This window comes from Arthrobacter glycogeni (assembly GCF_054511155.1).
In genome coordinates this window covers 26,924-39,731 of record NZ_JBTNDE010000014.1, presented here as the reverse complement: position 1 = coordinate 39,731, position 12,808 = coordinate 26,924, and the positions used below count along the sequence as shown (strand labels likewise).

The window sequence follows — 12,808 nt, the reverse complement described above, 5'->3', positions numbered from 1 at the left end:
GCCGGATGGACATCTTCGTGGTCCACGGGTATCAGGCGTCTCCGGGTCAGCACTGGTTTCCCTGGCTGAAGTCCCGCTTCTCATCGGTCCAGAACCAGGTGACCGTGCTGGACCTACCCACACCGAACGAGCCCACCACAGCCGGCTGGACAGGCGCCCTTCATACGTCCATCGGCCGACCGTCGGCTGGGATGGTGATCGTCGCCCACAGCCTCGGCTGCATTGCGGCGCTTCGCTACCTGGCGGCGCTGGATCCGGGCTGGTCACTTGGGGGGCTGATCCTCGTCGCTGGTTTCGCCGAACCCATCGATTCGCTCCCACTCCTCGACGGCTTTACTGCCGGCAGTGAGTTTGTCGACGACCTGGTGGTACCCCGCTGCACGGTGATCGGATCGGACAACGACCCAGTGGTAGCTCCGGCGATCACCGCCAGTCTCGCGGACAGGCTCGGTGGCAGGCTGGTCGTCGTCCCCGGGGGCGGGCATTTCGGGTCCGACGACGGCTACCGGACCTTCCCCGAGGTTGAGGCGGAACTCGTTGGACTGGCTACTACGGCTGTCCGCGACTAGCCCGGAGACGGGCGAAGAGCCTGTCATTGACCCGGAATCCGGGCGTTCCCTAGGATGCACGCTCAGAGGTTTCCGGTAGGAACAGCGAAAGGCTCCGGACGTCGTCGTCGGTCATGGTCACACGCTAGTCCCGCGGCAAGCCGATGGGGAGCGTCGCGACCAGATTAGGCTTGGGCCATGAGCGGGACGATGCGAGGTGGAACGATGCAGTGTGTCTTCCTCAACGGGACTGTGGGGGCGGGAAAGACGTCAGTAGCCCAGGCAACCGCAGCCCTCCTGGCCGCCGACGGAGTACCCCATGCGGTCATCGATCTTGACTGGCTGCGCTACGCCTGGCCGGCCCCGGCTGGTGACCCGTTCAACCGCGACCTGGAGCTCGCCAACCTGGCGGCCATGGTAGCCAATTTCCGTGCCGCGGGACCTGAAATCCTGATCCTCGCCGGGGTGATTGAAGGGTCCGCTCAACGGCTGCAATACGAGCTGGCGCTTGGCAGCCCCCTCCTCGTGATTCGCCTCGATGCCCTGCTCGCCACAGTCCGGGACAGACTGCGACGACGTCATGTCGCCTCCGACCCCGCTTTGGGCTGGCATCTACACCGTGCCGGCGAGTTGCAGTCGATCCTGCAGGAGGCCGACTCTGACGACGCGCTCATTTCAACCGAAGGACTTGAGGTGACCCAGGTGGCCGCGGCCATCGTCGGGCTGGTCAACGAATATTCGTTTGGGGCGAACACATCCAAAAGATCACCTGCGACGAAGTAATTCACAGACTCTTACTTTAATCTTCAATGGAATTGCTTAAACTTCGGGGGACCCTATGAACAATTCTTCTATCCCCGTCGCTGGCCGCTGTCCGACCGACGACGAATCGCGACCGCTCACCTTGCGGGAGGACGGCATCCTGCACGCGTGGTGGCATCCCTCCGCTGTGGTCACGGTTGACGATGCCCGAGCCGCCCTTGATGCATCCCTCCTCAACCCAGGAACCCGCCGGATCCTGCTGAGCATGAAAGGTGTAGCTTTCACCAACGCGGCCCGGCGCGCATTCTGCGACGAAGAGGGCATCACTGCCATTGCCCTGGTCGGCGAGGATCCCGTCGACCGTGTAGTCGCGGCGTTTGCCGACAATGCGGCGCACCCGGCCCAGTTCTTCACATCCGAGCGCGACGCGATCGACTGGCTCGAAACCTTCGTCTGATGGGACGCCACCCACACCCTGTCACCTCCCTGGCTGGCAGTGCCTAAACTGGTGTGATGCTGAGGATCGGGTTACTGGGCGGGATGAGCTGGGAAAGTAGCGCCGAGTACTACCGGCTGATCAACGACGGTGTGAAGGAGCGGCTGGGTGGCTTCCATTCGGCCGACTGTGTGCTGCGATCGGTTGATTTCGCCGTGATCGAAGCACTTCAGACGGAGGGTCGCTGGGACGAAGCCGGCACACTTATGGCCCAGGGTGCCCGTGATTTGGAGGCTGCCGGGGCGGAGCTGATCGTCCTGTGTACCAACACCATGCACCGGGTCGCGCCAGCCATCGAGCAGGCAGTCCGTGTTCCGTTCATCCACCTCATCGACGTCGTCGCTGACGCGGTCCGCGCAGCAGGCATGAGCACAGTGGGGCTGCTCGGAACAGCGTTCACGATGGAGCAGGACTTCTACCGGGACCGGCTTGCAGTACACGGCGTGGAAGTCCTGACACCCGGCACCGAGGATCGGGCAGTCGCCCACCGGATCATTTACGAGGAGCTGTGTTTGGGAATCATCTCGACCCGCTCGCGGCGCAGGTATCTCAGCATCATCGAGGCGCTCGGAGCCAGTGGTGCCCAGGGAGTTATTCTTGGGTGCACCGAGATAGAACTGCTGGTATCACCCGCGGACACGCCGCTGCACCTGTTTCCCACCACCGCCATCCACGCCGGGGCCGCTCTGACCGCAGCGTTGGCGGGCCGCTGATGGACCGACAGCAGGTCTGGGCGTCACCGGAGTGGCGGAAAGCTGTGCAGCAGTGGATCACCCAGGTGCTCGAAGGCTGCAACCTGACGCAGACAGGCCCGCTGGAACCGACCCGGACCCGGTTCTGGTCCACCCAACTCACCGTGACAACGAATCACGGACGGCTCTGGTTCAAGGAAAACAACCCCGGCCAGTTCACTGAGGCAGCCCTAGTGGCCCGGATGTCCGAACTGGTGCCGGACCATGTTGCCGCACCCCTGGCCTTCGAACCGGCCAAGGGCTGGCTGCTCACCCCCGACCATGGGAAGACCCTCGCCTCCCTCAAGTCGACCGACTACCAATTATGGGTCCGTGTGGTGAAGGACTTCGCTGACCTCCAACGGCAACTCATTCCACACGGCGCCCCGCTGGCCGCCGTTGGCCTGGTCAGCATGGATCCCGGAATTGCCGGGAACTTCGCCAGCAACCAGCTGCTCCTTCACACGGGCCTGCCGCCCGAACATCCCCTGCATCTCTCAGCGCAGGCGGCCGACGGTATTTTTGCCAGTATCCCGACCCTTGAGCAGGCCGCCGCAACGCTTCTGGTAGTGGGAATCCCCCTGAGCCTTGAACACAACGACCTCCACCCAGGCAACGCCTTCATCCCGGGAACCACCACCGCCCCGCTGAGATTCTTCGACTTCGGTGACTCCTACTGGGCGCACCCCTTCAGTTCGCTGTATGTTCCGCTGACTGTGATGCAGGAACAGTGGCAGACCACAGTCGACGACCCGCGGATCCGGCAAGTCATCACCGCCTACCTCAAGTGCTGGACCGACTTTGCTCCCATGACCGAGCTGCGTCTCGTCGTCGAGCCAGCGCTGAAGCTGGCGCGGCTTCACCGTTATGGGTCCTGGCTGCGGCTCCTGGTTCACGCCGACGACGCATCGATGGCCCAGTACGGCCCGCAAGCCCTCGAATATTTGAGGACGCTGACCGATCCGGTGCTTCAGTAGGCTTTGCCCGGGCCAGAAAAGTGCTGCAGCTGCCCAGTAGTGGTTGCCCAACAGCGCGTATGCAGGTGAGGCACTTTCCTGGTCATGGCGGGCCGGGAACCGGCCGTAGGCTTGCCCGGTGAAGAAATTTTCGCTGGCAGCCAACGGACCGATCGAGGTGGGGCCAATGGTTTCCCTGCTCTCAAACCACTTCATCCCCGGCTGTGAAATCCCCGACCCAGCTGGGCTGTCCCACTCACGGCTCCTCAGCACACCCAATGGCCAGTACGCGGTGACCGTCACCATCGGCTCATCGGGGGTGACGGTCAGCACCAGGGCACCTGCCAGCGAAATCCCCGATCTGGCGGCAACGATCCGACGCTGGCTCGATCTGGACGCCGACCTCGAGAAGGTAACCGGGGCCTTCGACCCGGACCCCCTGCTCGGACCGCTGGTCCGGCGTCGCCCAGGCCTGCGCGCCGTCGGTTATCCAGAACCGTTCGAAGCTGCCATCATGACTGTCCTCGGCCAGCAGGTTTCGGTGGCTGCCGCTGGGACGTTTGGCGGACGGCTGGCGTCCGCCTACGGCATCCCGGGCGACGCCGGACTGACCACCTTCCCCACTCCCGAGTTACTGGCTGCCGCTCCGGCGGAGGCCCTGCGCAGCGCCGTCGGCGTGACCCGAACGCGGGGAGCGACCGTGCAGCACGTTGCGCGGGCCTTCTGTGACGGGCTGACTCTTCACGGTGACCCCGTTGCGGTCCGGAAGGCCCTGCTGGCTCTTCCTGGGATCGGCCCCTGGTCCGCCGACTACCTGGCGGTCAGGGTGCTTGGCGATCGGGACGCCTTCACGCCGGGTGACCTTGTGCTGCGCCGGGCCATGAACAACCCCAGCATCAGTGAAGCCGAGACCTGGTCCCAGCGGTGGCGACCGTATCGCGCGTATGCCCTGTTCCACCTGTGGACCGAAGCTACCTACCGGCCGACCACCCTTTGAGCCAAGCAAGTGCCTGGGCCGCACAATAGTGGTTGCCCAACAGCGCGTCTGCGGGTGGGACACTGTTTTCGGAGCAGTCCGGTCGGCCGGGCCTACGTGCTTTGGGGCCACTGACCGCGGCGGCGCATAGCGGCGGCCAGCCGGTCTGCGCGGTCGGATACCAGCCCGTCCACACCACCGCCCAGGGATAGGAGCCGATCCATCGACTCGGCGTCGTTGATGGTCCAGACGTGGAGCGGCAGTCCGGCCTTCCTGCACCGCCTGACGAACCGTTCGGTCACCACCACGATGCCGGCATGGCGCACCGGCAGCTGCAGACAATCGACCTTGGCCAGTTGGGCGAGGCGCCGCGTCTGGCCGAGTGGACCTAGCAGCCACAGCGACGCCGACCACACCATCCCCGCCGACGATGCCACCGGTCGGGACAGCAGTTTCAGTACCTTCAGCCGCCGCCGATCCGAAAAAGAGGCGACCAACACCCGGTCATGCGCACCGAACCGCTCCACCAGCTCGACGAACGGCTCCACCGAAGCGTCGTCCTTGATGTCGATATTCAGTTTCATGGCTGGCCACCGGGTCAGCACCTCTTCAAGGGTGGGAATCGGCTCGACGCCCCGGATGAGGACGGCCCCCAATTCCTCCCGCGTACGATCGGCCACCGGGCCAGCAGCGTCGCAGACCCGGTCCAACAGCTCGTCGTGGAAGACCACGACAACGCCGTCACTGGTGGTGCGGATGTCGATCTCCAGATAGCCGAAGCCCAGCTCGACTGCGGCGGCGAAGGCGACCATCGAGTTTTCCAACCCGTCGAGCGAAAACCCGCGATGCGAGAGAGCGAGCTTCCGCTGCTCTCCGGCCGGTCCGACGTTTCGCAGGTAGGGCAGCATCCTTACGGGGCGGCGTTCAGGGCGGCCAGGCGCTCCTCGAGGATCTGCGCCACGCCGTCGTTCTCGAAGGCTGGGGCCTGCAGATCGGCAGCCATGATCGCTTCGGGATGCCCGGAGGCCATCGCGTATCCGGTGCCCGCCCAGGTCAACATCTGCACGTCATTGGGCATGTCTCCGAAGGCGACGACGTCGGCCTGGCTGATCCCACGGCTCGCGGCGAATTCGGCGAGGGTGACCGACTTGTTGATGCCGGGCATCGACATTTCCAGCAGGGCGATGCTGGGTGCCGAGTGGGTTGCGGTGACCAGGTGGGCGACGGCTGGTCGGACCGTGTTCAGGAAGTGATCGGGCAAGACGTCGCGTTCCCGGGCCAGGAATTTGATCACCCGCTCTCCCGCGAGGGAGTCCGCGAGCGGCATGGCGACGGCGCCGGCGAGCAGTTCCACCGAGCCGTCTTCGGCGAACCCGTGCTCGATGTGGAAGCCGTTGACTGTTTCGGCGGCGAAGGAGGCGGCCGGGTAGAGGTCGAGAATGATCTCGCGGGCTGCCAGAATGTTGCTGTGCTCCAGGAGGTGTGCGCTCAACACCCTTTCGTCGTGAAGGCTGTAGGTCACTGCACCGTTGGAGCAGATGACCGTGCCGCGGTGTTCCAGCTGTTCACGCAGCGGGTCCAGCCACCGCGGGGGCCGTCCGGTGACAAAAACAACTTCGACTCCGGCATCCAGGCAGGCCCGGAACGCTTCGACGGTCCGGGCACTGATCTTGCCGTCGTGGCCGACGATAGTTCCGTCCATGTCGCTGGCGACCAGGCGCATGCGGGTACTCTCTTTCAGCGGGCAGTTCAAACAGCAGGGTCGTCTAAGCCTACCTGCGCCGATTAGTGCTGAATCGCTCAGATCAGCGGGCTAGCGCTTCTTTTTCCCGTTTGGAAAGCACGGTCGAGCCGCCGCAGTTGGAACAGGTGATGCCATACCGGCGTCGGGTGGTGAGCAGGGGAATGAAGAACAGGGTGAAGCGGGTGGCGCGTTCCTCGACGCGCTGCGCGATCAGCTGGCCGCAGTATGGGCAGGTGTTCGAAACGCTGAACAAATGCCGGACCGCAGTCTTAAAACCAAACAGGAGGAACATCGGTCGGCTTCCAGTCTCTGGGTGACGTGATCTATTGCTCGAACGTGGGGATCAGCCGGGCGCGTCCGAGCGTATGGGAGAAAAGGTTGAATCCGAGGTAGGCGTTGCTGCCTTCCGCTGGCACCTCAAGGCTCTCCACATCCACAGCGTGCACCACCACGTGATAGTGGTGCGGTCCATGACCGGCCGGAGGTGCTGCTCCGATGAAGCCACTGAAGCCGCCGTCGTTTTTCAACTGAACTGCGCCCTCGGGCAGATCGGTGCCGCCGTCCACGCCAGCGCCGGACGGCAGGGACGTGGTGCTTACTGGAAGATTGAAGACCGCCCAGTGCCAGAACCCGCTGGCCGTTGGGGCGTCCGGGTCATAGACCGTCACGGCAAAGCTTTTTGTCCCCTCGGGGAACCCGCTCCAGGACAGCTGGGGCGATAGATCCTTCCCGTCCTCGATGCCCATAGCCCCCGAGGCGTGCCTGACGTCCAGGGGCTGGTTGTGCTCGACGTCGGTGCTGGTGAGGCTAAAGCCGGGGACTGCGGGGAGGTCTGCGTACGGATCGCGGGTCATAACTGCTCCTGTTTCACTGGGGGTTTGCTACTAGCTCGCTGCGCACCGGTGGGTTAGCACCGGCGCGTGAGACGGTTACGGCCGCCGCCTTTGCTGCGTAGGCGAGGACTGCTTCCATCTGCTCAACGGATAATTGGCGCAACTCATTCCGCCGAGGCGCGCCGACGAGGCCGCGGTCCACCAGTGACCCCAGGAGCGCCGACATGAAGGAGTCTCCTGCGCCGACCGTGTCCACCACCCGGGTAGCGGGGGCCGGAACCGAGGTTTCGCCGCGCGCGACGACGGCCCACGGCCCGAGGGAGCCACGTGTCACCACCACCATGGCTGGGCCGTGAGCAAGCCATTGGCGAGCCGTATCGAACACGTCCTGGCCCGGGTAGAGCCACTCAAGGTCCTCATCGGAGGCCTTGACGACGTCGGCGAGCGCTACGAATTTCTCGGCCTGTGCGCGGGCGAAGTCCACGTCGGTGACGATGCTCGGCCGACAATTCGGGTCGTAGGAAATGGTGGCCAGCGGGTGGGCGTGCTGGACGACGGCGAGCACCTCGGCTGCACCCGGCGCCAGCATTGTGGCTATTGAGCCGGTGTGTAGCAGGGTGGTGCCGTCGAGGATCTGGTCCTTCTGCTCACTGATGGTGGGAAGGTCCCAGACAAGCTGGAACGAATAGGAGGCTCCGCCGGCTGGGTCGAGGCGCGCGGTGGCAATACTGGTGGGGTAATGATCCTGCCCCATCGGAGTCAGCACCGAGTTGCTGCTGAGGTGCTCGTGGATCATCCGGCCATACTCGTCGTCCCCCCAGCGCCCGATGAACCGGCAGGGGTGCCCCAGCCGGGCAAGCCCCACGGCCACGTTCATCGGGCTCCCCCCCACGTGGGCGCGGGGTGAAGCGACATCGCTGATGACTTCGTCTATAAGGGTTTCCCCGATCACGGTGAGCACGCTAACAAGTTAGCATCCCCACCCGGTAGGCGACCCCGCCGGGCGCCGAACGGATCATTAGGCCGGCAATCGTCATCGGGTGTGATCTCCGGCACAGTGGACTCCATCCCGAGCCTAGTTGCCTAAGGCTACGGTTAGACTGTCCGGGTGCGCCGACCTAAGCGGAGCCAGAAACTTACTACCTGTTGGGGAATCAATGAAGATCAGAAATGCCGCGGCCATCGCCGTCATCGCTCTTGCCACGTTGACCGCGTGCGGCGAATCCACCGAGTCCGCTGCCCCTTCGGAGGCTGCGGCTCCCACCCCCGCGAGCTCAACCGCGCCCGCACAGAACATTCAGCCTCCGGAAACGAACGACCTGATGGGCGAGGCGAGCCCCGAAGGCGCGCGGGCGTTTCTCCACCACGTCTTCGAACTGAAGTCCTACAACCAGCGCACCGGGGAGACCGAAAAGCTCCTTGCCTCCTTTGATGGCGCCGAGGCAGCGGTTACCGTGGCCGAAGACTTTGCGGCTATTTACGAGGACGGCGGTTGGGTTCTCGGCGGACAGCCGAAGGTCAAGCAGATCATCGTCACCACCCCCGCTGATGAGGTGGCCGAAGACGTCGAGGTTGACGCCTTGATCACCGTCAACCCCGATGCCTACACCTCGTTCGATGAGGCAGGCGAGGTTCAGGAAACCCGTCCGTTCGACCCCGCCGGCACCATCTATTCGGCGACGGTTGTCTACACGGACGGCGATTGGAAGGCCACCTACCTCGAAGAGACCCCCGACGCAGAAATTCCGTCCGAGTAATCAGGTTCCGGTCGTCAGCGCAGGCCGTTGACGACCGGGTCGGATTTTCCGCACAGCCCTACCCTCCGGTTCGCTCGCGTTCACGCTGTGAGGCCCAGTAGGCGGCCCCCACCAGTGCGGCGTCGTCGGGCAGGATTGCCTGTTCGATCGTGAAATCCTCGAGGCCCTGATCGGCCACCCGCAGTCCGGAGCGGATGGCAGGTTCCACCAGGTCCCAGGACCTGGACATGGACCCGCCGATTACCAGGATCCCGGCATCGAAGCGCCTGATCACCACCGCCAGGGTTTCCCCGAGGGCGCCAAACGCGGCATCCAGCACCCGCCGCGCGGTTTCATCACCGGAGCGGCTGAGGTCGGCGATGGTGTGTACATCGAGTCCTGTTGCCGGATCCACCCCGGCGGCCTCAGCATAAGCCGCGCGGATGGCCCTGCGGGACACGGTGTTTTCCAGCGGACTGCCCTGATACAGCTCGTGATGGATGCTCCCATCGGGAGAGACGGCTGGACCGGTGCTGACGGGTGTCCCATCGACAAGGAACGTTGACCCGACGCCGGTCCCCAGGGTGATGCAGATGGCACGTTCACGGTTGCGGGCGGCGCCGAGCGCATATTCGCCGATCCCGAAGGCGTCGGCGTCGTTGAGGAAGTGGATGATGCCGGGCGTGGGGGTGATGCGCTCCAGCAGGGCGGCACCGAGGTTGAAGCCATTCAGGCTGTCGAACTTCCCCACATGTTCAAACCGGCCAATCCCCTGTTCGTAGTCGAAAGGTCCGGGGATCGCCACCGACCAGGTGGCTCCCGGTGCTCCCCCGAGTGCGTCGGCGGCAACCCCGATCTCCTCGACCAGGCTCTCCGCTGTCCCCTGGGCCTGCAGGTCAACCCGTGCCAGGGACTCCCGGTCAATGCGCCACGTTCCGGATTCCACCAGCGCGGCTGTCAGGTGGGTGCCTCCAATTTCAAGCACGGCAAGGGTGGGGCCACTCATCGATGGGCGCCTTTCAGTCGGTCTGATTACGGTATCCCCGAACGCTGATCAACAGTAATTCGTTGCGGCCCGCTGCGGGACCGGGCGGGCTACGTTTGCTACGGCACCATCAGCCGATCCACCGCCAGCACCACCTGTGTCCAGGCGTCGGTTCCGGGCGTGATCATGGCGAAGTGATCGCCGGGAATCATGATCAACTCCACGTCAGCTCCAGCGGCATCCGCAGCGGTCACATAGCTTTCCGATTGGCTAAGCGGCACCGTAGAGTCCTCCTCCCCGTGCAGGGCCAGCACCGGAATGGTGAGGGGAATCGCCGTCATCGGGTCGGCGAGCCGGTACCGTTCGGGGTCCTCGTCAGGATCAACGACCAACAGGTTCCGCACCGCTCCCCCGCCCAGCCCCAGCTCATCTGCCTCGGCGAGGTTCAGGACACCCGACTGGCTGACGACGCCGGTCAACGGCACCAGCGGCGTCCCGGCCCCGGGCGCACCGGCGGGAAGCGTCGACCGCCCGGCCGCCCAGACCGCCAGATGGCCTCCGGCAGAGTGGCCGAGCGCCGTCGTCCTGCCCAGATCGAGACTGTGCTCCGCTGCCGCCGTCGCGAGGAGGTCAATCCCTGAGCTCACGTCGTCGAAGGTCTCCGGCCAGCCACCGGCGTTGCCGGCCCGCCGGTACTCGAGGTTCCAGCAGGCATAACCGCGGGACGCCAGGTCCTCGGCAAGGGGCTGGCCCAAGTCCAGTCCATAGCCGGCGCCCCAGTAGCCGCCGTGAATGATGATGACGACGCCGGGTCTGGGTTGGCCCACCGGGAGGTACAGCTCGGTGAACTGGCTCGGATCGTCCCCATAGGTGTAGCGCTGCGGTGTCACAGGGTCCTCAGGATTCTGGGTGGGGCCGGCGGGTGCACCGGGGGCGCAGCCTGCGAGTGCTGCTGCGGCAGTAGCGGCGAAAAGGGTGCCAGCTGCAGCCAGCAGCGTGCGTCGGGATAGGTTGTCCACACCGGAAGCGTAGCCGCACCAGCCCTTCCCTTGCGGTCATCCCGATGTTTGAATGAACAAACCGATCAAGGGGGAACCATGAATAGCACAGGAACCCGGCGGCTCGTCGCCGGCTCGATAGCGCTAGTCGCGACGATATTCATCCTGCCGTCGGCACTGTTCGAGGTCTTCGTCGGAACAACTGAGGGTGCCGTTGTCGCGCTTTTCGCTCTGGGATTGGCCCTTCTGGGCGGCGGCATTTGCCTGGTGCTCAGTGGCTTGCTGAGTCGATCACGAGAACTTCATTCCCCTCGCACCTACGATTCCCTCAGTTACGACGCACCCAGCCATACGACGCGGCAGGGCGGCGTCAAGGCAGGGGCTCGCGGTGGTACCGGGGTGATCCATACCCCCCAAATTTCCAGCGGTAGTTGTGCCGGGGATCTCGGTTCGCTCTAACCCATCCCTTCCGTTGGGGTGACCCTGGTGCTTGAATGGACAGACCAATCAAGGGGGAACCATGAACACCTCAGGAACCGGACGGCTCATCGCCGGCGGCATCGCTCTGGTAGCGACCATCTTCGTCCTACCCACGGCTCTGTTTGAGGTGTTCAACGGCACCGCCGACGGCGCCACGATTTCGCCGTTCACTGTGGGAGCCCTCCTCCTGCTGGGCGGGCTGTTCCTGGTGATCACCGGGCTGCGGATGCGATCCCGCGACCTGAACACCGCGCGCAGCTACGACACCCGGCAGGCGACCACCCAAGACGACGACCGGCCCATCGACAGCCACTCCATGCCGACCGCCGCCCGCCAGGGCCAGATCGGTGGCCCCCTCTAACCGAACCTTCACCAGGACTGTCAGACCCGGCCGATAGGATGGCCTGAAGCCATCATCGGAGGAGTCTTTATGAGCGCCTGGGATCAGTTGGATGACCGTCTCCGCCCCGCGGTGGAAGCGAGCACCCGCGAGTTCGAACGTGTGCGCCCGCGTCTTGAAGAGGTGACCCGGCAGATGCAGGCAGGGATCCAGGAGATTTTTGTCGGCTCCGAGTTGAGCCCCCTGTTCGTTACCGCCCGGACCAAAACCGTCCAGTCATTCCGCGACAAGGCCTCACGGATGCTCGCTGCAGCCGTTCCCGGGGACCTCCCCACCCTCGTGTTCCCTGATCCGCTGCGCAACCTGACCGACGTCGTCGGGGTCCGGGTGATCACCACCCTGCCACACGAAGTGGACGTTGCAGCCAACCTGATCAAGCGGCAACGCCAGGAATTCGACTGCCGCGGTGACCGCGAAAAAGACATCGGCACCATCGAATCCGGCACCTACGGCTACTCGAGCCGGCACCTGATCCTGAGAACAATCCAGAGCGACGCCGTGAAGGAGTACCAGCGGGCCCTTGACCCTGCAGCGAAAGCGGGCGGAAGCTACATGCTCGAGGTGCAGATCCGCACCGTGCTGGCGCACGCCTGGTCGGAAATCGAACACGACATCAGGTTCAAGGCCTCCAACCCGCGCGCCTGGAGCCCCTACTTTGATCGGCAGTTCACGGGTACCGCGGCCATGCTCGAATCGGTGGAGTCGGCGTTCGCGGAACTCCACGAACGGTATGAGACGGTCACCGGGTTCTGGGACGAGGACGGCGAAGGAAGTGCCCCGCTTACCCCCAACCGGGTGCGGGACGTCTGGCAGACCCTCCTCCCGCACGTCGACCGGAAGTCTGACGACAACTGGGGCTGGGCGGCCGAACTGCTCGCTGCCCACGGACTGACGACGACGACGGCCCTCGCCTCGCTGCTCCAGGCGGACACCATCACCTCAGTGCGCCGCGCCCTGGACCACCGGTATTCGCCGGGCCCGGACCGGCTGCTCGACGACGTTCTCCTCTGGCATTACGGTGAACGCCACATTGATCTGACCGCCGAGGCCGCGGACACCGCCGTCTCGCCGCGACGCGACAGCCTGCAGCGCCGGCATCGGCAGATGGCCACCTACCGGGCGCTCGGAACCAGCCAGTAACGCAGCAGTAACACTGCACCCGC

Annotated in this window: 17 protein-coding genes; 10 read left to right on the top strand and 7 right to left on the bottom strand. The window is 64.8% G+C overall.

The window, feature by feature from the left end; genetic code table 11:
* The first annotated feature begins 5 nt into the window (after window positions 1–5).
* The 6 genes from ACX80O_RS10935 (at window position 6) to ACX80O_RS10910 (ending at window position 4,490) form a co-directional block, all read left to right on the top strand.
* Window positions 6–569 (top strand): RBBP9/YdeN family alpha/beta hydrolase, encoded by a 564-nt coding sequence (locus tag ACX80O_RS10935; RefSeq protein WP_459333461.1) that lies wholly within the window; start codon window positions 6–8, stop codon window positions 567–569.
* Between the two features lie 177 nt (window positions 570–746).
* Window positions 747–1,331, top strand: a complete 585-nt coding sequence (locus ACX80O_RS10930) for a hypothetical protein (RefSeq protein WP_459333460.1) — start codon at window positions 747–749, stop codon at window positions 1,329–1,331.
* Window positions 1,332–1,386: 55 nt separating this feature from the next.
* Window positions 1,387–1,767, top strand: a complete 381-nt coding sequence (locus ACX80O_RS10925) for a DUF7793 family protein (protein WP_459306141.1) — start codon at window positions 1,387–1,389, stop codon at window positions 1,765–1,767.
* Between the two features lie 56 nt (window positions 1,768–1,823).
* Window positions 1,824–2,519 carry an aspartate/glutamate racemase family protein gene (locus tag ACX80O_RS10920; protein WP_459333459.1) on the top strand — a complete coding sequence of 232 codons (696 nt, stop codon included), beginning with the start codon at window positions 1,824–1,826 and terminating at the stop codon, window positions 2,517–2,519.
* The gene (locus ACX80O_RS10915; RefSeq protein ID WP_459333458.1) at window positions 2,519–3,514 is read left to right on the top strand and encodes a phosphotransferase family protein; all 996 of its coding nucleotides are present in this window, start codon (window positions 2,519–2,521) and stop codon (window positions 3,512–3,514) included. Before ACX80O_RS10920 ends, ACX80O_RS10915 begins: the two co-directional genes overlap by 1 nt.
* A 118-nt stretch (window positions 3,515–3,632) precedes the next feature.
* Window positions 3,633–4,490, top strand: a complete 858-nt coding sequence (locus ACX80O_RS10910) for a DNA-3-methyladenine glycosylase family protein (RefSeq protein ID WP_459306146.1) — start codon at window positions 3,633–3,635, stop codon at window positions 4,488–4,490.
* Between the two features lie 92 nt (window positions 4,491–4,582).
* On the opposite strand, the gene ACX80O_RS10905 is transcribed toward ACX80O_RS10910, so the two are convergent.
* The 5 genes from ACX80O_RS10905 to ACX80O_RS10885 all read right to left on the bottom strand — a co-directional run bounded on the left by ACX80O_RS10905 (window position 4,583) and on the right by ACX80O_RS10885 (window position 8,007).
* Window positions 4,583–5,377, bottom strand: a complete 795-nt coding sequence (locus tag ACX80O_RS10905; RefSeq protein WP_459306147.1) for a glycerophosphodiester phosphodiesterase family protein — start codon at window positions 5,375–5,377, stop codon at window positions 4,583–4,585.
* Window positions 5,378–5,379: 2 nt separating this feature from the next.
* Window positions 5,380–6,192, bottom strand: a complete 813-nt coding sequence (locus ACX80O_RS10900; RefSeq protein ID WP_459306148.1) for an HAD family hydrolase — start codon at window positions 6,190–6,192, stop codon at window positions 5,380–5,382.
* A gap of 82 nt (window positions 6,193–6,274) precedes the next feature.
* Entirely contained in the window at window positions 6,275–6,505 is a 231-nt protein-coding gene (locus ACX80O_RS10895; protein WP_459306149.1) for a zinc-ribbon domain-containing protein, read from the bottom strand.
* A 31-nt stretch (window positions 6,506–6,536) separates the two neighbouring features.
* Entirely contained in the window at window positions 6,537–7,067 is a 531-nt protein-coding gene (locus ACX80O_RS10890) for a YbhB/YbcL family Raf kinase inhibitor-like protein (protein WP_459306150.1), read from the bottom strand.
* Between the two features lie 13 nt (window positions 7,068–7,080).
* A complete protein-coding gene (locus tag ACX80O_RS10885) occupies window positions 7,081–8,007 on the bottom strand; it encodes a carbohydrate kinase family protein (protein ID WP_459333457.1) in 927 nt (308 codons plus the stop codon).
* A gap of 196 nt (window positions 8,008–8,203) precedes the next feature.
* Here ACX80O_RS10885 and ACX80O_RS10880 point away from each other — a divergent pair, with 196 nt between their 5' ends.
* A complete protein-coding gene (locus tag ACX80O_RS10880; RefSeq protein ID WP_459333456.1) occupies window positions 8,204–8,803 on the top strand; it encodes a DUF6318 family protein in 600 nt (199 codons plus the stop codon).
* 58 nt (window positions 8,804–8,861) lie between these two features.
* On the opposite strand, the gene ACX80O_RS10875 is transcribed toward ACX80O_RS10880, so the two are convergent.
* Together ACX80O_RS10875 and ACX80O_RS10870 are read right to left on the bottom strand one after the other, a co-directional pair.
* The gene (locus ACX80O_RS10875) at window positions 8,862–9,788 is read right to left on the bottom strand and encodes an ROK family protein (RefSeq protein ID WP_459333455.1); all 927 of its coding nucleotides are present in this window, start codon (window positions 9,786–9,788) and stop codon (window positions 8,862–8,864) included.
* Window positions 9,789–9,886: 98 nt separating this feature from the next.
* Window positions 9,887–10,786, bottom strand: coding sequence for an alpha/beta hydrolase family protein (locus ACX80O_RS10870; protein ID WP_459333454.1), 900 nt, complete (start codon window positions 10,784–10,786; stop codon window positions 9,887–9,889).
* A 78-nt stretch (window positions 10,787–10,864) separates the two neighbouring features.
* On the opposite strand from ACX80O_RS10870, the gene ACX80O_RS10865 reads away from it, so the two are divergent.
* The 3 genes from ACX80O_RS10865 (at window position 10,865) to ACX80O_RS10855 (ending at window position 12,785) form a co-directional block, all read left to right on the top strand.
* A complete protein-coding gene (locus ACX80O_RS10865) occupies window positions 10,865–11,224 on the top strand; it encodes a hypothetical protein (protein WP_459333453.1) in 360 nt (119 codons plus the stop codon).
* 61 nt (window positions 11,225–11,285) lie between these two features.
* Window positions 11,286–11,606, top strand: a complete 321-nt coding sequence (locus ACX80O_RS10860) for a hypothetical protein (protein ID WP_459333452.1) — start codon at window positions 11,286–11,288, stop codon at window positions 11,604–11,606.
* Between the two features lie 69 nt (window positions 11,607–11,675).
* Window positions 11,676–12,785 carry a GTP pyrophosphokinase gene (locus tag ACX80O_RS10855; RefSeq protein ID WP_459333451.1) on the top strand — a complete coding sequence of 370 codons (1,110 nt, stop codon included), beginning with the start codon at window positions 11,676–11,678 and terminating at the stop codon, window positions 12,783–12,785.
* Window positions 12,786–12,808: the final 23 nt, after the last annotated feature.